At 66.8% G+C, this 20,058-nt stretch carries 23 protein-coding genes; 11 read left to right on the top strand and 12 right to left on the bottom strand.

What is annotated here, in order from left to right; genetic code table 11:
• Nucleotides 1–4: 4 nt before the first annotated feature.
• From ACH438_RS03390 to ACH438_RS03370, 5 genes are read right to left on the bottom strand one after another with little or no spacing between them, the layout of a single operon-like run.
• Complete coding sequence (locus tag ACH438_RS03390) at nucleotides 5–1,246, bottom strand: MCE family protein (protein ID WP_397000633.1); 1,242 nt, start codon at nucleotides 1,244–1,246, stop codon at nucleotides 5–7.
• 8 nt (nucleotides 1,247–1,254) lie between these two features.
• Nucleotides 1,255–2,118, bottom strand: coding sequence for an ABC transporter permease (locus ACH438_RS03385; protein ID WP_397000631.1), 864 nt, complete (start codon nucleotides 2,116–2,118; stop codon nucleotides 1,255–1,257).
• Between the two features lies 1 nt (nucleotide 2,119).
• A complete protein-coding gene (locus ACH438_RS03380; protein WP_397000629.1) occupies nucleotides 2,120–2,974 on the bottom strand; it encodes an MlaE family ABC transporter permease in 855 nt (284 codons plus the stop codon).
• 29 nt (nucleotides 2,975–3,003) lie between these two features.
• Nucleotides 3,004–3,204, bottom strand: a complete 201-nt coding sequence (locus ACH438_RS03375) for a hypothetical protein (RefSeq protein WP_397000627.1) — start codon at nucleotides 3,202–3,204, stop codon at nucleotides 3,004–3,006.
• Entirely contained in the window at nucleotides 3,192–3,416 is a 225-nt protein-coding gene (locus tag ACH438_RS03370; RefSeq protein ID WP_397000625.1) for a hypothetical protein, read from the bottom strand. The genes ACH438_RS03375 and ACH438_RS03370 overlap by 13 nt, the downstream gene beginning before the upstream one ends.
• Before the next feature lie 83 nt (nucleotides 3,417–3,499).
• On the opposite strand from ACH438_RS03370, the gene ACH438_RS03365 reads away from it, so the two are divergent.
• Nucleotides 3,500–4,366, top strand: coding sequence for an oxygenase MpaB family protein (locus tag ACH438_RS03365; RefSeq protein WP_397000623.1), 867 nt, complete (start codon nucleotides 3,500–3,502; stop codon nucleotides 4,364–4,366).
• 116 nt (nucleotides 4,367–4,482) lie between these two features.
• Nucleotides 4,483–4,926: an SRPBCC family protein gene (locus tag ACH438_RS03360; protein ID WP_397000621.1), complete on the top strand. Its 444-nt coding sequence runs from the start codon at nucleotides 4,483–4,485 to the stop codon at nucleotides 4,924–4,926.
• A gap of 16 nt (nucleotides 4,927–4,942) precedes the next feature.
• Here ACH438_RS03360 and ACH438_RS03355 read toward each other — a convergent pair whose 3' ends face one another.
• Both ACH438_RS03355 and ACH438_RS03350 read right to left on the bottom strand, forming a co-directional pair.
• Complete coding sequence (locus ACH438_RS03355; protein ID WP_397000619.1) at nucleotides 4,943–5,260, bottom strand: DMT family transporter; 318 nt, start codon at nucleotides 5,258–5,260, stop codon at nucleotides 4,943–4,945.
• Nucleotides 5,261–5,281: 21 nt separating this feature from the next.
• A complete protein-coding gene (locus ACH438_RS03350; RefSeq protein ID WP_397000617.1) occupies nucleotides 5,282–5,614 on the bottom strand; it encodes a DMT family transporter in 333 nt (110 codons plus the stop codon).
• A gap of 75 nt (nucleotides 5,615–5,689) precedes the next feature.
• Here ACH438_RS03350 and ACH438_RS03345 point away from each other — a divergent pair, with 75 nt between their 5' ends.
• Both ACH438_RS03345 and ACH438_RS03340 read left to right on the top strand, forming a co-directional pair.
• Entirely contained in the window at nucleotides 5,690–6,124 is a 435-nt protein-coding gene (locus tag ACH438_RS03345) for a MarR family winged helix-turn-helix transcriptional regulator (RefSeq protein WP_397000615.1), read from the top strand.
• Nucleotides 6,125–6,142: 18 nt separating this feature from the next.
• Nucleotides 6,143–6,910: an enoyl-CoA hydratase gene (locus ACH438_RS03340; protein ID WP_397000613.1), complete on the top strand. Its 768-nt coding sequence runs from the start codon at nucleotides 6,143–6,145 to the stop codon at nucleotides 6,908–6,910.
• A 196-nt stretch (nucleotides 6,911–7,106) separates the two neighbouring features.
• Here ACH438_RS03340 and ACH438_RS03335 read toward each other — a convergent pair whose 3' ends face one another.
• The 4 genes from ACH438_RS03335 to ACH438_RS03320 form a co-directional block, all read right to left on the bottom strand.
• Nucleotides 7,107–7,763, bottom strand: coding sequence for a hypothetical protein (locus ACH438_RS03335; protein WP_397000611.1), 657 nt, complete (start codon nucleotides 7,761–7,763; stop codon nucleotides 7,107–7,109).
• Nucleotides 7,763–8,500 (bottom strand): hypothetical protein, encoded by a 738-nt coding sequence (locus ACH438_RS03330; protein ID WP_397000609.1) that lies wholly within the window; start codon nucleotides 8,498–8,500, stop codon nucleotides 7,763–7,765. The genes ACH438_RS03335 and ACH438_RS03330 overlap by 1 nt, the downstream gene beginning before the upstream one ends.
• 270 nt (nucleotides 8,501–8,770) lie before the next feature.
• A complete protein-coding gene (locus ACH438_RS03325; protein ID WP_397000607.1) occupies nucleotides 8,771–9,382 on the bottom strand; it encodes a hypothetical protein in 612 nt (203 codons plus the stop codon).
• 161 nt (nucleotides 9,383–9,543) lie between these two features.
• A complete protein-coding gene (locus ACH438_RS03320) occupies nucleotides 9,544–10,137 on the bottom strand; it encodes a TetR/AcrR family transcriptional regulator (protein ID WP_397000605.1) in 594 nt (197 codons plus the stop codon).
• Nucleotides 10,138–10,299: 162 nt separating this feature from the next.
• Here ACH438_RS03320 and ACH438_RS03315 point away from each other — a divergent pair, with 162 nt between their 5' ends.
• The 7 genes from ACH438_RS03315 to ACH438_RS03285 all read left to right on the top strand — a co-directional run bounded on the left by ACH438_RS03315 (nucleotide 10,300) and on the right by ACH438_RS03285 (nucleotide 19,313).
• Nucleotides 10,300–11,886, top strand: coding sequence for a carboxyl transferase domain-containing protein (locus ACH438_RS03315; protein ID WP_397000603.1), 1,587 nt, complete (start codon nucleotides 10,300–10,302; stop codon nucleotides 11,884–11,886).
• Between the two features lie 5 nt (nucleotides 11,887–11,891).
• Entirely contained in the window at nucleotides 11,892–13,952 is a 2,061-nt protein-coding gene (locus ACH438_RS03310) for an acetyl/propionyl/methylcrotonyl-CoA carboxylase subunit alpha (protein ID WP_397000601.1), read from the top strand.
• Complete coding sequence (locus ACH438_RS03305) at nucleotides 13,949–15,109, top strand: acyl-CoA dehydrogenase family protein (protein ID WP_397000599.1); 1,161 nt, start codon at nucleotides 13,949–13,951, stop codon at nucleotides 15,107–15,109. Before ACH438_RS03310 ends, ACH438_RS03305 begins: the two co-directional genes overlap by 4 nt.
• Before the next feature lie 5 nt (nucleotides 15,110–15,114).
• Complete coding sequence (locus ACH438_RS03300; protein WP_397000767.1) at nucleotides 15,115–15,591, top strand: MaoC family dehydratase; 477 nt, start codon at nucleotides 15,115–15,117, stop codon at nucleotides 15,589–15,591.
• Nucleotides 15,588–16,421, top strand: coding sequence for an HpcH/HpaI aldolase/citrate lyase family protein (locus ACH438_RS03295; RefSeq protein WP_397000597.1), 834 nt, complete (start codon nucleotides 15,588–15,590; stop codon nucleotides 16,419–16,421). Before ACH438_RS03300 ends, ACH438_RS03295 begins: the two co-directional genes overlap by 4 nt.
• A gap of 11 nt (nucleotides 16,422–16,432) precedes the next feature.
• On the top strand, nucleotides 16,433–18,373 hold the full coding sequence (locus ACH438_RS03290) for an acetoacetate--CoA ligase (RefSeq protein ID WP_397000595.1): 1,941 nt from the start codon (nucleotides 16,433–16,435) through the stop codon (nucleotides 18,371–18,373).
• Nucleotides 18,374–18,449: 76 nt separating this feature from the next.
• Nucleotides 18,450–19,313 carry a hypothetical protein gene (locus ACH438_RS03285; protein WP_397000593.1) on the top strand — a complete coding sequence of 288 codons (864 nt, stop codon included), beginning with the start codon at nucleotides 18,450–18,452 and terminating at the stop codon, nucleotides 19,311–19,313.
• 41 nt (nucleotides 19,314–19,354) lie between these two features.
• On the opposite strand, the gene ACH438_RS03280 is transcribed toward ACH438_RS03285, so the two are convergent.
• The gene (locus tag ACH438_RS03280; RefSeq protein ID WP_397000765.1) at nucleotides 19,355–19,885 is read right to left on the bottom strand and encodes a helix-turn-helix domain-containing protein; all 531 of its coding nucleotides are present in this window, start codon (nucleotides 19,883–19,885) and stop codon (nucleotides 19,355–19,357) included.
• Between the last annotated feature and the right edge of the window lie 173 nt (nucleotides 19,886–20,058).

The following is a 20,058-nucleotide window of genomic DNA, read 5'->3' as shown; positions in this document are numbered from 1 at the left end:
GGCCTCATCGCCCGCCTCCCGGCTCCGACGGCACCAGCGCGCCCCCGGCCAGCGCCGGCGGCAGCATGAGCAGATCGGCCACATTCGGGGCCCGGCCGAGCAGCGCCCGTACGGCGTCGAGATCGCGCAATCCGGGCGGAGTGTCCTGCACCGGCGCGGCCTCGGGCACCGTCGAGCCGCCGCAACGCGGGCCCGCCAGCTCGCCGTAGTGCGGGCAGTCGGCCGCGGTGTACTGCTGGAACGGGGTGAAGGAAACGTCCATTTTCCAGACCATTTGCTTGTGGGGGCCGAAGGTGAAGGTGGTCTGCAGTCGCTGCAGCGCGGTATTCAGATTCGAGATGGCATAGGGAATCGCGTCAGGATCTTGTGCGAGGCTGCCGAACAGCCCGTTCAGGCCCGAGACCAGGAACTTGCCCGAATCGGGATTGCGGGCGAAGAGCGAATTGATCGAATCGACGGCGGTGCCGCCATTGGTCAGCAGCGCAACGAGATTCGAGCGCTGCTCGGTGAGTGTGCGCGCCGTGGTCACCGACTTCGACAGCATCCCCACCAGATCCGGAGCGGACTGGCTCAGCGCCGTGGCGGCCCGGCCGAGATTCCCGAGCAGATCACCGATTCCGGGGATGTCGTGCACGGCGGTGATCCAGGTGTCGAGCCGCTCCACCGTGGAGCCGGGCAGGCGCGCCGAGGGATCCAGTGCCGCCGAGAGCGTGCCCAGCACCCTTCCGAGCTTCTCGGGCTGAATGTTGTCGAGCACGTTGCGCAGTACGTTCAGTGTGGTCTGCAACTGGACCGTGCCCTCGCTGGTGTCCTCGGGAATCGTCGCCCCGGCCTTCAGCGTCTGCAAGCGCGGGGAGGCGGAGCGGGTCGGCGAATTGTCGACCAGTTCGATGGCGGTGACGCCGAAGATATTGTTGGGAATCACCCGCGCGGTGACATTGGCCGGAATAGTCCCCGCAACAAGCGGTTTCAGCGCGAGCCGGGCCCGCTGCTGCGCGCCCTTGGCGGCGATATCCACGCCGTCCACCCGCCCCACCACCATGCCGCGGAACTTCACATCGGCATGCGCCGGCAGCCCGTCACCGGTGCTGGTGAGCACGGCGACGACCGGCACCTTGTCCTCGAATCGCCCCGTATACCGCAGGGAGAGCAGATAGATCAGCAGGGCGATGGTGGCCATCACCGCCAGCCCGGCCAGGCCGAGCTGCCGTGCCGTGGGTCCGCGCCCGCTGGGATCGAGAAGCATGCGAACCCCTATCCCGAGATCCGGAATCCGGGGTCGATGCCCCAGATGGCAAGGGTCAGAAACAGATCGGCGAAGACCGTGACGACGATGACCATCTTGATGGCGCGCCCGGCCGCCACCCCGACGCCTTCCGGCCCGCCCGTCGCGACGAATCCGTAGTAGCACTGGATGAACGCCGACAGCAGCACGAACACGATCACCTTGAGCAGCGACCAGAACACGTCCGGGCCCAGCAGGAACTGGAAGAAGTAGTGGTCGTAGGTGCCCGCCGTGGTGCCGCCCAGGAACAGCACCACCAGCTTGGTGGCGAGATACGCCGCCGCCAGCCCCACGCTGTAGAGCGGGATGATGGTCAGCGTCGAGGCGATCATGCGGGTGCTCATCAGGTACGGAAGCGGCCGGATGGCAATGGATTCCAGCGCGTCGATCTCCTCGGAGATGCGCATGGAACCCAGTTGCGCGGTGAACCGGCAGCCCGCCTGGATGGCGAAGGCCAGTGTCGCGATGATGGGCGCGAGCTCACGGGTGGTGGCGAAGCCCGAGATGGCCCCGGTGAGCGGACCCATCGTGAGCAGGTTCAGCGCCGTGTACGACTCCATACCCACCGTGATCCCGGCGAACGCGCACAGGATGAGCACCACGCCCACGATGCCGCCGCCCACCACCAGGGAACCGTTGCCCCAGCCCACATCCGCGGTGAGCCGCACGACCTCCTTGCGATAGTGCTTGAGCACGAAGGGCATGGCGAAGATCGCCTGGAAGAAGGTGACGGCCTGATGCCCGAGCCGCTGATTCGCCTGTATCGGCACCGAGGCCGCGGTGGTGACCAGCCGCACCGGTTTCAGCGCGGGCGGTACATACGTGCTGCCCACCTCACACCACCTTGGCCGGCAGCAGCGTGTTGTACAGCTGCGTGAGAATGATGTTGGTGGCGAACAGCATGAGCGCGGAGGACACCACCGCCGAGTTCACCGCATTGGCCACCCCGCCGGGCCCGCCGTGCGCGTGCAGCCCGATATCGCAGGAGATGACCGCGGTGAGCAGCCCGAATATGGCCGCCTTCAATAGCGCGATCAGCAGATCATTCGCTACCGCGAACGAGGAGAAGGACCCGATGAACGAGCCCGGCGTCCCGGACTGCGCGTACACGTTGAACATGTAGGCCGTCGCGAACCCGACGAACACGATGAACCCGCAGAGCAGCATGCTCACCAGCACCGCCGCCGCCAGCCGTGGCGCGACCAGCCGCCGCACCGGGTCCACGCCCATGACCATCATGGCGTCGATCTCCTCGCGGATGGTGCGGGAGCCCAGATCCGCGCAGATGGCCGAGCCGACCGCGCCCGCGATCATGAGCGAGGTGACCAGCGGCGCGCCCTGCCGGATGATGCCCAGTCCGGCCACCGCGCCGATGAATGTCGTTGCGCCGACCTGATTCACGAGCGCGCCCACCTGGATGGACACCACCACCGCGATGGGGATGGCCACCAGCACGGTCGGCGCGGCCGAGACGCTGGTCATGAAGGCGCACTGCTTGATGAACTCCTGATACGGAAATCGCCTGCGCACCAGCGAGATCACGAGCTGTTTGAGAGCGTCGCGGCCCAGATCGACCTGGCGGCCGAGGGTTTCCAGCGAGCGTTGCGGATGCCGCCGCCACAGGCCGGTGGCGCTGTCGCGGATCTTGGTTAATTCGGACTCTTCGAGAGTCTGTTCAGTGGTGGTCATGCGTCCCCTCCGGTATCCGATGACCGCAGCTAGGAAAGGGTTACGAGCCAGTGCTGCAGGAGCACCAGTAGCACGCCGAGCACCGCGAGGCCGGCGAGCAGCACGCTCACCACGGCCAGCCACAGCGCGAACCGGAGTACCGGATTGACTTCCATGCGCCCACCGAGGATCTTCACGCCGATGACCAGCACGTCGATGAGCCAGACCAGCGCCATCATTACGTCATGCACACATTCGAGAAGGTGAGCACCGGCCAGCACACGATGGCTCCGAGGAACGACACGACGACGTCGATGCCGTGCAGGTTCTTCAGGTGCGAGGTGTGGGTGAGCGTCCAGATGACGCCCACGATCCCGTAGGGGATCCCGAGCAGAATCAGCGTGCCGAGGAACTCCGACACCTTCATCTCGTAACTGAGTATTCGATCAAGCCGTTTGAGCACGCGCCGTATGTTACTCACGATTCTCGAAGAGCGATGGGGTTTCGGCTGTGTTATTTCGGATCTAAGTTACGTACGATTCCTTCATGCTGACGATCGATACGAATCGCATCGAGATCCCGGCCGTGCACCGCTCGGAGACCAAACGACCCCCGCACCTGCAGGACGCACTCGACTTCTGGCAGTTCGCGGGCTCGGCCGCGAACGTCGCCATGCAGATGTCCAACCCGGGCGTCGGCTACGGCGTGGCCGACAGCAAGGTGGAGTCCGGCGCGCTCATGGAGCATCCGTGGAAACGGTTGCGCACCACCGCGTCCTACCTCGCGGTCGCCATCCTCGGCAGTCCCGGGGAGAAGCTCGCCTTCCGCGAAGCGGTGAATGTGGCGCACCGGCAGGTGAAGTCGGATCCGGGCGCGGCGGTGAAGTACAACGCCTTCGACCGCAAGCTGCAACTGTGGGTGGCGGCCTGCCTGTACATCGGATTCGAGGACTCCTATCAGCTGCTCAACGGCCGCATGAGTCCCGAACAGGCCGAGCACTTCTACCAGACCTCGGCGAGTCTCGGCACCACGCTCCAGGTCCCCGTGGAACTGTGGCCCGCGACTCGCGCGGACTTCGACGAGTACTGGAATGCCGCGGTCGAAGAGGCGGTGCTGGACGACAAGATCCGCGCCTACATCGACGATCTGCTGAACCTGCGCATGATCCACTGGTATCTGCGGGTGTTCTTCGGTGGACTGCTGAAGTTCCTCACCGCCGGATTCCTGGCGCCACACTTCCGCAAACAGATGGGCGTGGAGTGGACCGCGACCGATCAGCGCCGCTTCGAGCACCTGTTCCTGTTCGTGGGCTTCGTGAACCGATTCATTCCGAAGTTCCTGCGTTTCGCGCCCACGCAGTTCATGATGCGAGATGTTCGCCGGCGCATGCGAAAGCGCAAGGCGCTCATCTGATTCCGGTCACAAGGTGAAGTGATCGGAATGCAATCTTGCGATTCGAGTGATCGGCTCGATCGGGGGTGTTCGATCTCGTAGGCTGCGACAGCAGCAACGATCGAAACGGAGCCGGCATGCGCACGGTGGAGCTTGAACGCACCATCCAGGCACCACTCGTCGATGTGTTCGACTGGCTCACCGATGCCACCAATTATCAACGGGCGCCGTTCGTCCGCCGGGTCACCCCGGTCCGGCCGGGCGATACCAATGGCCACGGGGTCGGCGCGGTCCGGCTCATCGTCACCCCGCTCATCCGGCTGACCGAAGAGGTCGTCGAGTACGACCCGCCCGTGCTGATGCGCTACAGCTTGCTGAAATCCGTTCCGCCGCTGCGGCATCAGGAAGGTCATATGGCCTTCAGCGAGTGCTCGGCGGGCACCCGCGTGCACTGGTCCACGACCTTCGAGATCGCCTCGCCGATCCTGCCCGCGCTGTGCACCCGCCTGTTCCTGCCCGTGGTGCGGGAGGGGTTCCGGCTGGTGCTGCGCACCGCGGAGCGCGAACTCCGCGGTGCGTGAACAAGATCCGTGATCGTCAGCCGGCGGCCAGGCGCAGCGTGATCGCGCCCGTGATGATGGCGGCGAAGGAGAGCAGCTTGGGCAGCGTGATCTTCTCCTTGTAGATCAGCGCGCCCAGCACCACGGTGCCGATCGAGCCGATTCCGGTCCACACGGTGTACCCCACGCCGACATCCAGGGTCCGGAGCGCGAGGCTCAGCGTGAAAATCCCGGCCGCCGCGGCGATCAGCGTGAACACCGACGGCCACAGGCGGGTGAAACCCTTGGTGGCATTGGTGCCGAGCGCGAAGGCGACCTCGAAAACGGCGGCTATCAGCAGATATCCCCAGGCCATGATGAAACTCCTCGAAGAACGTCAAGCGGTGGCGGAAAGCTTGTCGGCGAGCTTGAGCCCGAGGACGCCGCCGATGATCAGTACGAAGGCAACGGCTTTCGCGGGCGTGATGGTCTCGTGGAAGACGATCGAGGCGAACACCACCGTGCCCACCGACCCGATCCCGGTCCACACCGTGTAGCCCACCCCGACATCCAGCGACTTCAGCGCCAGACTCAGGAAGAAGATGCCGCCGGAGGCGGCGGCCGCGGTCAGCAGTGACGGCCACAGCTCGGTGAAGCCGTGCGTCGCGTCGGTGGCGAGGGCGAAGACGACCTCGAAAACGGAGGCAATGAGCAGATAGACCCAAGCCATCGAGAGCTCCTAGGTAGTTGCATGTATGTGCAAGTTTCTTGCGCGCGGCAAAAGCATGCATGTACAAATAGCTTTGTGTCAACCCCGATTCGAACCGACGCCGCCCTGTGGAGCCGCATGCTCACGCTGCACGCCCACGTGGAAACCCGCCTTGCCACCGCGCTGCAACGTCGACACGGCCTGGGCCTGTCCGAGTACCGCGCGCTCGTCTTCCTAGACGACGCCCCCGACAACGAACTCCGCATGCAGGAACTCGCCGCCAAACTGGGCCTCAACCAGAGCTCCGTCACCCGCCTGGTGGCCCGGCTGAACTCCGCCGACCTCACCTATCGCGACCTGTGCCCCGAGGACAAACGCGGCGCCTACACCGTCCTCACCGACGCCGGCCGCACCCGCTACCGGCAGGCCCGCCCCACCTACGACGAAACCCTCACCGTCGCACTGGCCGACGCCGCCGAAGCCGATCCGGCCGTGGCCGAATTCCTGACCGCCGCCCGTCAATCCTGCTGACGCGCCTACGATCTGCGCGTGGCCGAAATCAAACTGGAACGCACCGGCAAGGTCGCGGTCGTCACCGTCCATGACCCCGACAAGCGCAATGCCCTCACCCTGGACCTCTCCGCCGATCTGGCCGACGCCATCGCGGAAGCGCAGCACGACACCGCCGTCCACGCCGTCGTGGTCACCGGCACGCCCCCCGCCTTCTGCGCGGGCGCCAGCCTCACCGCGCTGGGCGAGGCCAAAGAGCAAGGCCTGCGCGCCATCTACGAAGGCTTCCTCGCCGTGGCCCGCTGCCCCCTCCCCACCATCGCCGCGGTAGGCGGCCAAGCCGTAGGCGCCGGCCTCAACCTCGCCCTGGCCGCCGACATCCGCCTGGCAAACCCCAAGGCCCGCTTCGACGCCCGCTTCCTCCGCCTCGGCATCCACCCCGGCGGCGGCATGACCTGGATGCTCCAGCGCGCCGTAGGCCCCCAGCAAGCCGCCGCCATGACCCTCTTCAACGAGGTCCTCGACGCCCGAGCCGCCCACTCCGCCGGCCTCGTCCACCGAGTAATCGAAGGCGACCACCCCACCCTCCTCGCGGCCGCAATCGAATACGCCTCCACCACCGCCGAAACCCCCCGGGACCTCCTCATCTCCACCAAACGCACCATGCGAGCCACCCGCTCCCTCGCAGCCCACGCCGAAGCCGTAGACGCCGAAGTACCCCCCCAACTCGAATCCCTCGCCTCCCCCGAATTCGCCACCCGCCTGGCCAACATCCAAGCCCAAATCACCGCCGCCCAGCCCCACTGACCCCAAAAGCCGAGCGCCACACCCGCACCCGGCTCCCCATCGCCGAAGGCGACATCCCAGTGCCAAGACGGCCTGAGATAAGCGCAGGGCTGGCGAACCCGCCCATCGAAGTCAGCGGCTTGGCCCCACTATGCGCCCGACATACGAAAGCCGAGCGCCACAACGGCGCTCGGCTCCTTCGCGGTGGAGGGGAGTGTCAGGGCTGACCGGTGAAGTAGGCGATGCCCGCGTCGAGTAGTGGCTGACCGCCCACTGCAAGGAAGCCGATGCTTGCTCCGATAGCTGCACCGATCAGGGGCGGTAGAACGAGATAGAAGACCGGTATCCCGAGTACTGCGCCGATTCCGGCGCCCACGAGTGCGCCGAACGTAGCGCGCTGAACTTTGGCGTCCCAACGCTCCTTCGAGCTGGCGTTGTCTGCGGAAATCGAGCGCAAGGTAAGTGTCGAAGCATTATCGGTGACGGTCGGGGCGAAGGTGAAGACATGATCCGCGACGCTGACCGTGAGAGGCACCGCGGCAACTATTCGGCCGCGGTCGTTCGTGATGGTCACGGCGTCGAGATCTGTTCTGATGGCGAACGAGCCGGAATCGAGGGCCGTGACCACGCCCTGGCCGTCTGGTGTTGTCCGCGCGAGAAATGCCACACCGCTTTGTGATCCACGCACAATCGATATCGTCGGGGGAGACGCGGTCGGCACGGCGGATGGTGTCCTGCTGTCCGATACGGACTCGGCCTGCGCGGTTCCTGCTAGTCCGACGGTGCCAGCGAGCGTCAGCGTCGCGAGGCTGATTATGTTGAACGCGAAGCTGGTCGGATTGGAGGAGGCGCGCTTTCGTGCGGCCCGTCTCATTACCGCAGGCCGCCGATCCCAGCGCCGATCGCGGCGCCGGCGGCTGCGCCGATGCCCGCAAGCGGAATGGCGTACAGCGGGACCACGACCGCACCGATGATGGGCGTGAGGATAACCATTCCCGCGATGAGCGATCCGAGTGTGCCCGCGGCTACCCCGAGTCCGGCTCCCATCGCCCCGCCCACGAGCGCGCCCGCGATTGCTCCTGAGGCGACGCTGTCCGCGCGGCTGGGCGCTACGCCGACGGATCGTGCGAACTGCGAGATATCAGCTTCCGGGCGCGCGAAGGTCGAGTTCACCTGGTCGATCTGATCCGCATTCAGGAAATCCGGCGCACCGATCGTGAGATCGCCCGCGCGCAGAATGCGCGGTGCGGGAACGATTTCCGCGAGAGGCGGAGTCGGATCCGGCGCGTGCAGCGTCTGCGGCTGAAGCGGCGCGATGTAGTCGCGGTTCGGGACCTCGCGGATCGGCGCGTCGTAGTCGGAAGACGGGGCGACGCCGGCGGCATCGTCCTGCGGCGCGACATACGTGGCCGGCGGGGGAGTGCGGACCGCGGCCGGAGCGGGCGGCTGTATGGTCACGCCCGGCTGAACTGCGCCTGGACCCTGCTCGCCGGGATTCTGCATATTGACGCCCGGCTGCGGCGTAATGAACTGCGGCGCAGCTTGTGCGACTGCGGTACCCGTGACCAGCGCGGTGATCGGCACGATACCCATTGCCGTGCGAGCGGCCACCCGCTGTATTCCGGTTTGCCTGCGGTGTTTCGCCACGCGAATCCCCCCAACGGTTGTTTCGATATCCCGACCCGGGCGCGCGCAATTCCTTGCGTCATGCCCATTGCCCTGCCGGGGCTTTCGATATCCGTTGCATGGGTTCGCAGCATCCGCAGGGCAATTCGCCCCGCAGTACATCGGTGTTCCTGTGGACGTGTCAAATGTCCCCACCTGTACTGGGGTGGGGGTCACATAGTTATGGCCTGCGCTATAACGCGATTCGGGACGTGATTATCGAATACTCCCGATGCCGGCGCCGACGATCGCGCCGGCGGCTGCGCCGATGCCGGCCAATGGCACCACGGTCATGGGAAGTACGGCCGGGGCGATGAACGGCGAGAGGATCACGAGGCCCATGAAGAGGGAGGCGACGGTGCCCGCGTAGACGCCGACGCCACCGCCGAGCGCCGCGCCCACGACCGCGCCCGCCACGGTTCCGGAGGCGATGCTGTCCGAGCGGCTGGGGGCGAGGCCGATCGAGCGGGCGTAGCGGGAGATGTCGGCTTCGGTGCCGGAGGTCAGGGAGTTGATCTGGTCTATCTGGGTGGGGTCGAGGAATCCGGGCGCCGGGGTCATGAGGTCGCCCGCGCGCAGAATGCCCGGCGGCGGAACGATTTCCGCGACCTTGGGCGTCCGCCGGGGCGCGTGCAGCTGGTCGAGCTGGATGGGGTTGAGGTTGGTGCGGGCGGGCAGGCCGCGCACCGGCGCGTCGTAGTCGGAATCCGCGGCCGCGGGCGTAATGGATTGCGGCGCAGCCTGTGCGACCGCGCAATCCGTGAGCACGACGGCGCCGGTCAGCACCGTGGATATCGGCATCACGCCCATTGCCGCCCGCGCGGCCATTCGCCGTGCCCTGGTCTGCCTGCGATGTTTCGCCACGTGAATAACCGACCCCTTCCGAAATTGCGGTATGGATTCCTGGCATTCGCGAGGCAACTTACATCCAAATGAATGACTGTCCCCGGTGGACATGCCAAATGTCCGCGCCTATCTCGAGGCAGGTTTCACAGCAGCGCGGCCAGAGCCATCCGGCGCAGTACGGGCCGCGCGCGGGTGGCGGTCGTCGCCGGCGCGCTGTGCGGGGTGGAGTTGATGAGCCCGAAGGTGGCATGCGCCTGCGTGCGCGCCACCTGCTCGGGCAGATCGGCGTGCAGCTCCCGCAACACACTGACCCATAGCTCGACGTACTGCCGCTGCGTCCGCCGCACCTGCCGCCGCGCCGACTCGGGCAGGTTCTCCAGATCGCGATCCTGGATCCGAATCAGCTCGGGATTCCCGAACGCGAAATCCAGATGGAAGTCCACCAGCCCATCGAGCGCCTCGCTCGGCCCCTCTGCCCCTTCGACCACTACGCGCCCGCCCTCGAGCAAGCGCTGACTGATCCCCACGAGCAGCTCGACGAGTAGCGCTTCCTTATTGGGGAAGTGCCGGTACACGGCCGGGCCACTGATGCCCACTGCGGCTCCGAGATCATCGAGCCGCATCCCCAGGAACCCGCGGTCCGCGATCAGCCGTGCCCCGGCATCCAGCAACTGCTGCCGCCGCTGCGCCTTGAGCTGCTCACGCCGGGTAGGGGCAACGGTTTCAGTGCTGTTCACCGCATGCTCCCTTCGCTCGTCGACGGGTGTCCGAGGGGGTTCGGGGGCGTAAGCCCCTGAGAGCCCCGAGAGTTGGCACCCTGGGTCCCTGGACAACTCAGTTAATGAAGATTATCTTATTTTCCAGTTATTGGTGATTAACCGAGCGGACAGGATGCCGGGATGACGGTCACTGGGGACGTGCGCACCGGGAACAGGGCCGCGCACCTCGAACTGGTCGATGAGCTGCGAGAAAAGCTCGCCACGAGTGCGTTGGGCGGACCGGAGAAGTCGCGGGAACGGCATGTGGCGAGAGGCAAGCTGCTGCCGCGCCAGCGTGTGGACCAGTTGCTGGATCCTGGCAGCCCGTTCCTGGAACTGTCCCCCCTAGCGGCCGACGGAATGTACGGCGACGAGTGCCCCGGCGCGGGCGTGATCGGCGGCATCGGCCGCGTCTCCGGCCGCGAGTGCGTGATCGTCGCGAACGACGCCACCGTCAAGGGCGGCACCTACTACCCCATGACGGTGAAGAAGCACCTCCGCGCCCAGGAAGTAGCCCTGCAGAACCACCTGCCCTGCATCTACCTGGTCGACTCCGGCGGCGCCCACCTCCCGCACCAGGACGAGGTCTTCCCCGACCGCGACCACTTCGGCCGCATCTTCTACAACCAGGCGAACCTGAGCGCCAAGGGCATCGCCCAGATCTCCGCGGTCATGGGCTCCTGCACCGCCGGCGGCGCCTACGTCCCCGCCATGAGCGACGAGAACGTCATCGTCCGCAACCAGGGCACCATCTTCCTGGGCGGACCCCCGCTGGTGAAGGCCGCCACCGGCGAGATCGTCACCGCCGAGGAGCTCGGTGGCGGCGAATTGCATTCCCGCACTTCGGGAGTCACCGACCACCTGGCCGAGAGCGATCAGGACGCCCTGCGCATCGTCCGCAATATCATCGCCACCCTGGGCCCGAAGACCCCGACCCCGTGGGCCGTCGTCCCCACGGTCGACCCCATCGCCCCGCAGGACGAGCTGTACGACATCGTCCCCGTAGACCTCCGCACCCCGTACGACGTCCGCGAGGTCATCACCCGCCTGGTCGACGGCGGCGAATTCCAGGAGTTCAAAGCCGAATACGGCCGCACCCTGGTCACCGGCTTCGCCCGCATCCACGGCCACCCGGTCGGCATCGTCGCCAACAACGGCGTGCTCTTCAGCGAATCCGCCATGAAGGGCGCGCATTTCATCGAACTCTGCGACAAGCGGGTGATCCCGCTGCTGTTCCTGCAGAACATCACCGGCTTCATGGTCGGCCGCGACTACGAGGCCGGCGGCATCGCCAAGCACGGCGCCAAGATGGTCACCGCCGTGGCCTGTGCCCGCGTCCCCAAGCTGACGGTGGTCATCGGCGGCTCCTACGGCGCGGGCAACTACTCCATGTGCGGCCGCGCGTATTCGCCCCGCTTCCTGTGGATGTGGCCCAATGCCCGTATCTCCGTCATGGGCGGCGAGCAGGCCGCCTCGGTGCTCGCCACCGTGCGTGGCGATCAGTTGGACGGCAATGGCAAGCCCTGGTCGGACGAGGATCAGGAGGCCTTCAAGGCCCCCATCCGCGACCAGTACGAGCGGCAAGGCAATCCCTACTACTCCACGGCCCGCCTCTGGGATGACGGCGTGATAGATCCGGCCGACACCAGAACCGTTGTCGGCCTGGCACTCTCGGCCTGCGCGCAGGCGCCCCTCGAACCCGTCGCCTATGGCGTCTTCCGGATGTGATTGCCATGATGAACAAAGCGCACCCCGTCGCCTTCGATACCGTCCTGGTCGCCAATCGCGGTGAGATCGCCGTGCGGGTGATCCGCACTTTGCGCGCCATGGGAATTCGCTCGGTCGCTGTCTACAGCGACGCCGACGTCGATGCCCGCCATGTGCAGGAGGCCGATACCGCCGTGCGGCTGGGCCCGGCTCCCGCACGTGAGTCCTATCTGAATATCGCCAAGGTGGTGGACGCCGCGGTGCAGTCCGGCGCCCAGGCCGTGCACCCGGGATACGGCTTCCTGTCCGAGAATTCGGCGTTCGCGGCGGCGTTGGATGCCGCGGGCATCGTCTTCCTCGGCCCGCCCGCCCGCGCCATCGAGATCATGGGCGACAAGATCGCCGCGAAGAACGCGGTCTCCGCGTACGGTGTGCCGGTGGTCCCCGGTATCGCGCGCCCCGGTCTCACCGATGCCGAATTGATCGAGGCCGCAACGGAAATCGGCTACCCGGTGCTGGTGAAGCCGTCCGCGGGCGGCGGCGGCAAGGGCATGCGCCGGGTCGAGGACCCCGCGCAACTCCCCGACGCACTGGTCAGCGCCCGGCGTGAAGCGGGCGCGGCCTTCGGCGACGACACCCTCTTCCTGGAGCGTTTCGTGCACCGCCCCCGCCATATCGAGGTGCAGATCCTCGCCGACAGTTTCGGCCAGGTCCTGCATCTGGGCGAGCGTGAATGCAGTCTGCAGCGCCGCCACCAGAAGGTGATCGAGGAGGCCCCCTCGCCGCTGCTGGACGCCCGCACCCGGGCCCGCATCGGCGCGGCGGCCTGCAATACCGCGCGCAGCGTGGACTATGTCGGCGCGGGCACGGTGGAATTCATCGTCTCGGCCGACCGGCCGGACGAGTTCTTCTTCATGGAGATGAACACCCGTCTCCAGGTGGAACACCCGGTGACCGAGCTGGTCACCGGCGTCGACCTGGTGGAATGCCAGGTCCGCGTGGCGGCCGGGCAGAAGCTGGCGGCCAGCCAGGAGGACATCCGCCTCACCGGCCATGCCATCGAGGCACGCGTCTACGCCGAGGATCCGGGCCGCGACTTCCTGCCCACCGGCGGCACCGTGCTGGCCCTGCGCGAGCCCGAAGGCAAAGGCGTGCGCGTGGATTCGGGTCTGCGCGCGGGCACCGTGGTCGGCACCGACTACGACCCCATGCTGTCCAAGGTCATCGCGCACGCACCGGATCGCACCGAGGCCATCAAGCGCCTCGATACGGCCCTGCGGGACACCCAGATCCTCGGTGTCCGAGCCAATATCGACTTCCTCCGCTTCCTCCTCGCCGACCCGGATGTCCAGGCGGGCCACCTCGACACCGGCCTCCTCGACCGCCGCGCGGGAGATTTCACCACCGCCGCGGTGACCGACGCCCAGTTCATCGCCGCCGCCGCACAGCTGTGGCTGCGGCAGTGGCCGGCCGGTCCCACCGACCCCTGGGCGATCCCGACCGGCTGGCGAGTAGGAGCGAACGCCCCCACCGGCTTCCGCCTCGCGGGCGGCGACCGCACGGTGCACGTCTTCCTGAGCGGCACCCCCGCCGAGGCCACCGCCTGGCTCGACTCCGGCGAAAAGCCCTCGTCCGCAACGCAACCCGGCACGGTCCACGCCTTGACGGCGCACGCCGAGGTGGACGGCCTCACCCTCGTGCTCGACGGCCTGCGCGAGCACTACCGCATCGCCACCCAGCCGGGTCAGATCTGGGTGGGCGACCGCACCGGCGTCGCCCTGCTGCGCGAGGTCGCCGAGGCCGATGTCCGCGCCGGCGAAGCACACGTCGGCGATGCCGAAATCCAGAGCCCCATGCCGGGTTCGGTCATCGCCACCCCGGTCGTCACCGGTACGGTCGTCGCCGCCGGCGCCCCGATCGTGGTGGTGGAGGCCATGAAGATGGAGCACACCCTCACCGCGCCGATCGCGGGCCGGGTGGAGTTGCTGGTCGATCCGGGCGCCCAGGTTCGCCTGGATCAGCTGCTGGCCCGTATTACCGCGGCGAGCCGCGAATCAGGCACCGTAGAGGAGAACATCGCGTCATGACCGAATTCCTGTCCACCGGAACGCTTCCGGACGAGTACCGCCAACTCGCCCTCACCGTGCGGGATTTCGCGAACCAGGTGGTGGCCCCGGTCGCCGCGAAGCACGACGCCGAGCACACCTTCCCCTACGAGGTGGTCGCGGGCATGGCCGATATGGGCCTGTTCGGCCTGCCCTTCCCCGAGGAGTTCGGCGGCATGGGCGGCGACTACTTCGCGCTCTGCCTGGCGCTCGAGGAGCTCGGCAAGGTCGACCAGAGCGTGGCCATCACCCTGGAGGCCGGAGTATCGCTGGGCGCCATGCCCATCTACCGCTTCGGCAACGACAAGCAGAAGCAGGAATGGCTCCCGCTGCTCACCAGCGGCCGCGCGCTGGGCGCCTTCGGCCTCACCGAGCCCGGCGCGGGCAGCGACGCCGGCGGCACCCGCACCACCGCCGTGCAGGACGGCGACAGCTGGGTCATCAACGGCAGCAAGCAGTTCATCACCAACTCGGGCACCGATATCACCCGCCTGGTCACCGTCACCGCCGTCACCGGCACCACGGATGGCAAGAAGGAGATCTCGACCATCCTGGTGCCCACCGACACTCCCGGCTTCACCGCCGAGCCCGCCTACAACAAGGTCGGCTGGCACGCCTCGGACACCCACCCGCTGAGCTTCGACGACGTCCGCGTCCCCGCCGAGAACCTGCTCGGCGAGCGCGGCCGCGGCTACGCCAACTTCCTGCGCATCCTCGACGAGGGCCGCATCGCCATCGCGGCGCTCTCGGTGGGCGCGGCGCAGGGCTGCGTGGACGAGAGCGTCCGCTACGCCAAGGAGCGGGAGGCGTTCGGCCGCACCATCGGCAGCAATCAGGCCGTCGCCTTCAAGATCGCCCGCATGGAGGCGCGCGCCCACATGGCCCGCACCGCGTACTACGACGCGGCCGCCCTCATGCTCGCCGGCAAACCGTTCAAGAAGCAGGCCGCCATCGCGAAACTCGTCGCCAGCGAGGCCGCCATGGACAATGCCCGCGACGCCACCCAGGTTTTCGGCGGCTACGGCTTCATGAACGAATATGCTGTGGCGCGGCACTATCGAGACAGCAAGATCCTGGAAATCGGTGAGGGCACAACTGAGGTGCAGTTGATGCTGATCGGGCGGGAGCTGGGTTTGTGACTGAGGTGAGTCCGAAGCGCGTTGTACAGCGCGGTCTCTGGTTCGACGAGTTCGAGATCGGCGTCGTGTACGAGCACCGGCCCGGCCGCACCATCACCGAGGCCGACAATGTGCTGTTCACGACGCTGACCATGAATACCCAGGCGCTGCACCTGGATGCGGCGTTCGCGGAGGCGCTACCGCCGTTCCATCAGCGGCTGGTGAACTCGATGTTCACGCTGTCGACGCTGGTGGGGTTGTCGGTCGCGCAGCTGACCCAGGGCACGATCGTCGCCAACCTCGGGTTCTCCGAAATCGCCTTCCCCAAGCCGCTTTTCCATGGGGACACCCTGTACGCCGAGACCGAAGTGACCGAGCTACGGGAATCCAAGAGCCGGCCGGGGGAGGGGATCGTCACCTTCGCCCACACCGGGCTGAATCAGCACGGAGATGTCGTAGCCACCGCCGTCCGCAAAACCCTGGTGAGGAAGCAAACTGCATGAGCTGGGAAATGCCCGGTCCCGCATGGCTTTTCTGCCCCGCCGACCGACCGGAGCGGTACGGCAAGGCACTCGCCGCCGCCGATGTGGTGATCATCGATCTGGAAGACGGTGTGGCAGAGGCCGACAAGGCCGCCGCCCGCACCGCCCTGATCGAGACCCCGCTGGACCCGGATCGCACCGTCATCCGCGTCAATGCCGCGGGCACCCTCGAGCACATGCTCGACCTCGACGCCCTGATCCGCACCGAGTACCGCCGCATCATGCTGCCCAAATGCGAATCGGCGGAACAGATCACGCGGCTCGCCGACTACGAGGTGATCGCGCTCATCGAATCCCCGCTCGGCGCGCTCGCCGTGGGCCGGGCGGTCATGGTGCGCAATGCCATCGGCGTCATGTGGGGCGCGGAGGATCTGGTGGCCGCGCTCGGCGGCAACTCCAGCCGCCGCGCCGACGGCAGCTACCGGGACATCGCCCGGCACGTGCGCTCACAGTCCCTGCTCGCCGCCAAGGCGTACGGCAAGTTCGCCCTCGACTCGGTGTTCCTGAACATCACCGACCTGGACGGCCTCGCCGACGAGGCGGAGGACGCCGTCGCCATCGGCTTCGACGCCAAGGTCGCCATCCACCCCAGTCAGGTGCCGGTCATCCGCCGCGCCTACGCGCCGCGCGCGGAGGAAGTGGACTGGGCGAACCGGGTGCTGGTGGAGGCGCCGAACCATCGGGGAGTATTCACCTTCGAGGGACGGATGGTGGACATGCCGGTCATCCGGCATGCCGAACGGATCGTGCAGCGCGCGAAGCAGGCCGGGAACACCGGATTCGCGTCGTAGGAGGTAGAGCGGTGGAACCACAGTGGGTGCCGGGCGAGCAGGACATCGCCGAGGCGCAGGTCAGCTATTTCGCCCGATTCGTCGAGAAACGAACCGGGATCGCGGTGCCGGACTACCAGTCGCTCTGGCAGTGGTCGGTGGACGACCTGGCCGGATTCTGGGGTGAGGTCTGGGACTACTTCCACCTCGGCGCCCGCGCGGGAGAGGTGCTGGCGTCCGCGGAAATGCCCGGCGCACAATGGTTCCCGGGCACCCGGCTGAACTACGTCGACCGGGTGGTGAGCCAGGCCCGCACCGACCGGCCCGCCATCCTCGGCGTGGACGAGGACGGCAGCATCGCCGAAATCTCCTGGGCCACCATGCTCGCCACCGCCGCCGCCTTCGCCCGCACCCTGCGTGAGCTGGGAGTGGAGCCGGGGGATCGGGTCGCCGGCTACCTCCCGAACATCCCCGAGGCCATTATCGCCTTCCTCGGCACCGCCAGCATCGGCGCTACGTGGAGCGCCTGCGGGCAGGACTACTCCGCGCAGGCGGCGCTGGACCGGCTCGGGCAGCTGGAGCCGAAGGTCCTGGTCACCGCCGACGGGTATCGCTTCGGCGGAAAGACGCACGACAAGAGCGCGGACATCGCGACGCTCCGCGCCGGCCTTCCGTCGCTGGCCGCCACCGTGGTGGTGCCGCGGCTGGGTGCATCAGCTTCGGGCGTCGCGTTGCCGGACACGCTCTCCTGGGCCGATCTGCCCGTGGACGCCGCGCATCCCGAAATCCACACCGAGCAGGTGGCCTTCGACCACCCGCTGTGGGTGCTCTACTCCTCCGGAACCACGGGCAAGCCCAAGGGCATCGTGCACGGGCATGGCGGCGTAGTGCTCGAGCACCTGAAATCCGTTGCCCTGCAATCCGATATCGGGCCGCAGGACACCTTCCTCTGGTACACCAGCCCGAGCTGGATGATGTGGAACTTCCAGGTCGCCGGCCTGCTGGTCGGCGCCACCGTCGTCACTTACGACGGCAGCCCCGCCGCTCCGGCGCCGGATGCGTTGTGGGAGATCGCATCCCGGACCCGGGCGACGGTCGTCGGCACCAGCCCCGGCTACGTCCTGGGCTGCATCAAGGCCGGTTCCGTCCCGCGCCGCGACCACGACCTGTCCGCCCTGCGCCTGGTCGGCATCACCGGCTCCTCCCTGCCGTCCTCCTCCTCGCTCTGGCTGCAGGAGAATGTCGGCGTCCCCGTCGCCTCCATCAGCGGCGGCACCGACGTGGTCTCCGCCTTCATCGGCGGCGTCCGCACCGTCCCGATCTGGCCCGGCGAACTCTCCGCCCCGTATCTCGGTGTGGCCCTGGACTCCTGGGACGAGTCCGGCAACCCCGTCCGCGGCGAGGTAGGCGAACTGGTCATCACCAAGCCCATGCCCTCCATGCCGATCCACTTCTGGAACGACCCTGGCGACGCCCGCTACCACGACGCCTACTTCGACATGTTCCCCGGCGTCTGGCGCCACGGCGACTGGATCACCCTCACCCCCCACGGCAGCGTAATCGTCCACGGCCGCAGCGACTCCACCCTCAACCGCCAGGGCATCCGCATGGGCAGCGCCGACATCTACCAAGCCGTCGAATCCCTCCCCGAAATCACCGAGGCGTTGGTAATCGGCGTAGAACTCCCCGAAGCCGCCTACTGGATGCCCTTGTTCGTCACTCTGGCCCCCGGCATAACCCTCACAGACGACCTCAAATCCCGCATCAACACCAAAATCCGCCAGGAAGTCTCCCCCCGCCACGTCCCCGACGAAATCATCGAAGCCCCCGGCATCCCCCACACCCGCACCGGCAAAAAACTGGAAGTCCCCATCAAAAAACTCTTCCAAGGCGCCGATCCCACAAAAGTCCTCTCCCCCACCGCAGTAGACAACCCCACCCTCCTCGACTGGTACGCCACCCAGAAGCCCTAGCCCGTCGTCAAAACCAACCAATCAGCCTCTTGACCTGCATCTTTCATGTCGGTGGCTGCCGGTAGCGTCCTTCCCCATGCCGAGCATCCTGCACGAAGCATTGGTCGACCTGTTCCGGCAGCGCCCACGCCTCGCTGCCGACCTGCTGACTACCGTGCTCGGTACGCCGCTACCCGAATTCGACTGCGCACGTCTGGAATCCGGAGACTTTCCGGACATCGATCCGACCGAGTATCGCGCCGATGCAGTCGTCGTTCTGGCAGACGGCGTCGATCCGGTGCTGGCAATCGTCGTTGAAGTCCAGCTCCGACCCGACCACGACAAGGGCTGGAGCTGGCCCGTCTATCTGACTACCCTTCGAGCTCGCCTGCGCTGTTCTACCCTGCTGCTTGTCGTAAGTCCCAGCGTCGGAACGGCGCGGTACTGTCGAAGACCGCTCGTTGTTGCTCCCGGCTTCACACTCGTCCCCACGATCTTGGGCCCCGACGAGATTCCGGCAATCACCGATCCGAACGTCGCCGCCGAGAACCCCGAGTTGGCCGTGATGTCGGCCATCACGCACCGGCACCACCCGCAGCGTGAGGCGATCCTGACCGCGCTGGCCGCCGAAGTGGTCGACGTGCCGAACGGCGAAATGTACATTGACCTGGTAATGGCCGTTCTCCCGAAGGCGGCCCGGCACTTCTTGGAGGGCCTCATGACCGCCGGAACCTACGAGTACAAGAGCGAGTTCGCTCGCCGCTACTACTCGCGTGGCCAGGCTCGAGGTGAAGCCGAGGGGGAGATCAAGGCCCTGTTCCGTGTGCTGGATCGGCGCGGATTCACGGTTTCGGACGAACTAGCAGCTCGAATTTCTCAGTGCACAGATCTCGATCAGATCGATGAGTGGATCGATCTCGCCGTCACTGCCGAGCACCTCGAGGACATCTTCACCGACTGAGTCTCATGCGGGAGTCGATCGCTTCACCATGTTCTCCGCGTTCAGATTGAGTGGGAGAGGACGAGGAGGACGTGGGTGGGGTGGTTGTCGGGGAGGTGCCAGCGGTCTCGGAGGGTGGCGGGGTGGGAGAGGAAGTCTCGGGGGCCCAGGCGGATTCGGTCCAGGCCGGGCAGTTCGATTTCCAGGTTGCCGGAGATGACGTAGACGCCTGTGACGCCTTGGGATTCGAACCATTCCGATATGTGCTGGCCTGGCTCTATGTGGTATTCGATCACCTCGAGGGGGCTGTTGGGGCGCAAGTGGAGGGCTCGGCCCACTGCGGCGTCGGGGCGGTCGGCTACGGGGATGCGGATGCCCTCGTCGGCTCGGACGATGGTTATCTGGTCGGAGATCGGGGTGGGGAGCAGGTCGCCGGGGGCTACGCCGAGGGCGGCGGCCAGGCGGTAGGTGGTGATCATCGAGGGAGCGCTGACGCCGCGTTCGATCTGGCTCAAGAAGGGCTGGCTGATGCCGCCGCGCTTCGCTAGTTCACGCATTGACAGTTGTGACTTCTCGCGTAGGTTGCGGACCACGCTGCCGACAAGCCTGGCCAGGCCGGCTTCTTCGGTTCTGCCGGTTACCACATCTTCCGCATCCACAGTGGCCAGTGTGCATGATTTCGGCCCGGTGGGCGGGGGAACATCGTTTACTTGGATGTGACAGCAGCGAACCCGGGCGCCATGTGGGTCGGCCAATCTGATTGGTG

The organism is Nocardia sp. NPDC020380, from assembly GCF_044386975.1.
In the GTDB taxonomy this organism is placed as follows: Bacteria; Actinomycetota; Actinomycetes; order Mycobacteriales; family Mycobacteriaceae; genus Nocardia.
Note: the sequence above shows the minus strand (reverse complement) of the source record. Positions and strands in the feature narration are given on the sequence as shown.

What these genes read in the sequence shown, in the direction of transcription:
- ACH438_RS03380 (WP_397000629.1), bottom strand. Translation starts at nt 2,974, where the DNA reads ATGACCACCACTGAACAGACTCTCGAAGAGTCCGAATTAACCAAGATC.
- ACH438_RS03360 (WP_397000621.1), top strand. Translation starts at nt 4,483, where the DNA reads ATGCGCACGGTGGAGCTTGAACGCACCATCCAGGCACCACTCGTCGAT.
- ACH438_RS03365 (WP_397000623.1), top strand. Translation starts at nt 3,500, where the DNA reads ATGCTGACGATCGATACGAATCGCATCGAGATCCCGGCCGTGCACCGC.
- ACH438_RS03390 (WP_397000633.1), bottom strand. Translation starts at nt 1,246, where the DNA reads ATGCTTCTCGATCCCAGCGGGCGCGGACCCACGGCACGGCAGCTCGGC.
- ACH438_RS03285 (WP_397000593.1), top strand. Translation starts at nt 18,450, where the DNA reads ATGCCGAGCATCCTGCACGAAGCATTGGTCGACCTGTTCCGGCAGCGC.
- ACH438_RS03315 (WP_397000603.1), top strand. Translation starts at nt 10,300, where the DNA reads ATGACGGTCACTGGGGACGTGCGCACCGGGAACAGGGCCGCGCACCTC.
- ACH438_RS03355 (WP_397000619.1), bottom strand. Translation starts at nt 5,260, where the DNA reads ATGGCCTGGGGATATCTGCTGATAGCCGCCGTTTTCGAGGTCGCCTTC.
- ACH438_RS03350 (WP_397000617.1), bottom strand. Translation starts at nt 5,614, where the DNA reads ATGGCTTGGGTCTATCTGCTCATTGCCTCCGTTTTCGAGGTCGTCTTC.
- ACH438_RS03295 (WP_397000597.1), top strand. Translation starts at nt 15,588, where the DNA reads ATGAGCTGGGAAATGCCCGGTCCCGCATGGCTTTTCTGCCCCGCCGAC.
- ACH438_RS03305 (WP_397000599.1), top strand. Translation starts at nt 13,949, where the DNA reads ATGACCGAATTCCTGTCCACCGGAACGCTTCCGGACGAGTACCGCCAA.
- ACH438_RS03310 (WP_397000601.1), top strand. Translation starts at nt 11,892, where the DNA reads ATGATGAACAAAGCGCACCCCGTCGCCTTCGATACCGTCCTGGTCGCC.
- ACH438_RS03335 (WP_397000611.1), bottom strand. Translation starts at nt 7,763, where the DNA reads ATGAGACGGGCCGCACGAAAGCGCGCCTCCTCCAATCCGACCAGCTTC.
- ACH438_RS03325 (WP_397000607.1), bottom strand. Translation starts at nt 9,382, where the DNA reads ATGGCCGCGCGGGCGGCAATGGGCGTGATGCCGATATCCACGGTGCTG.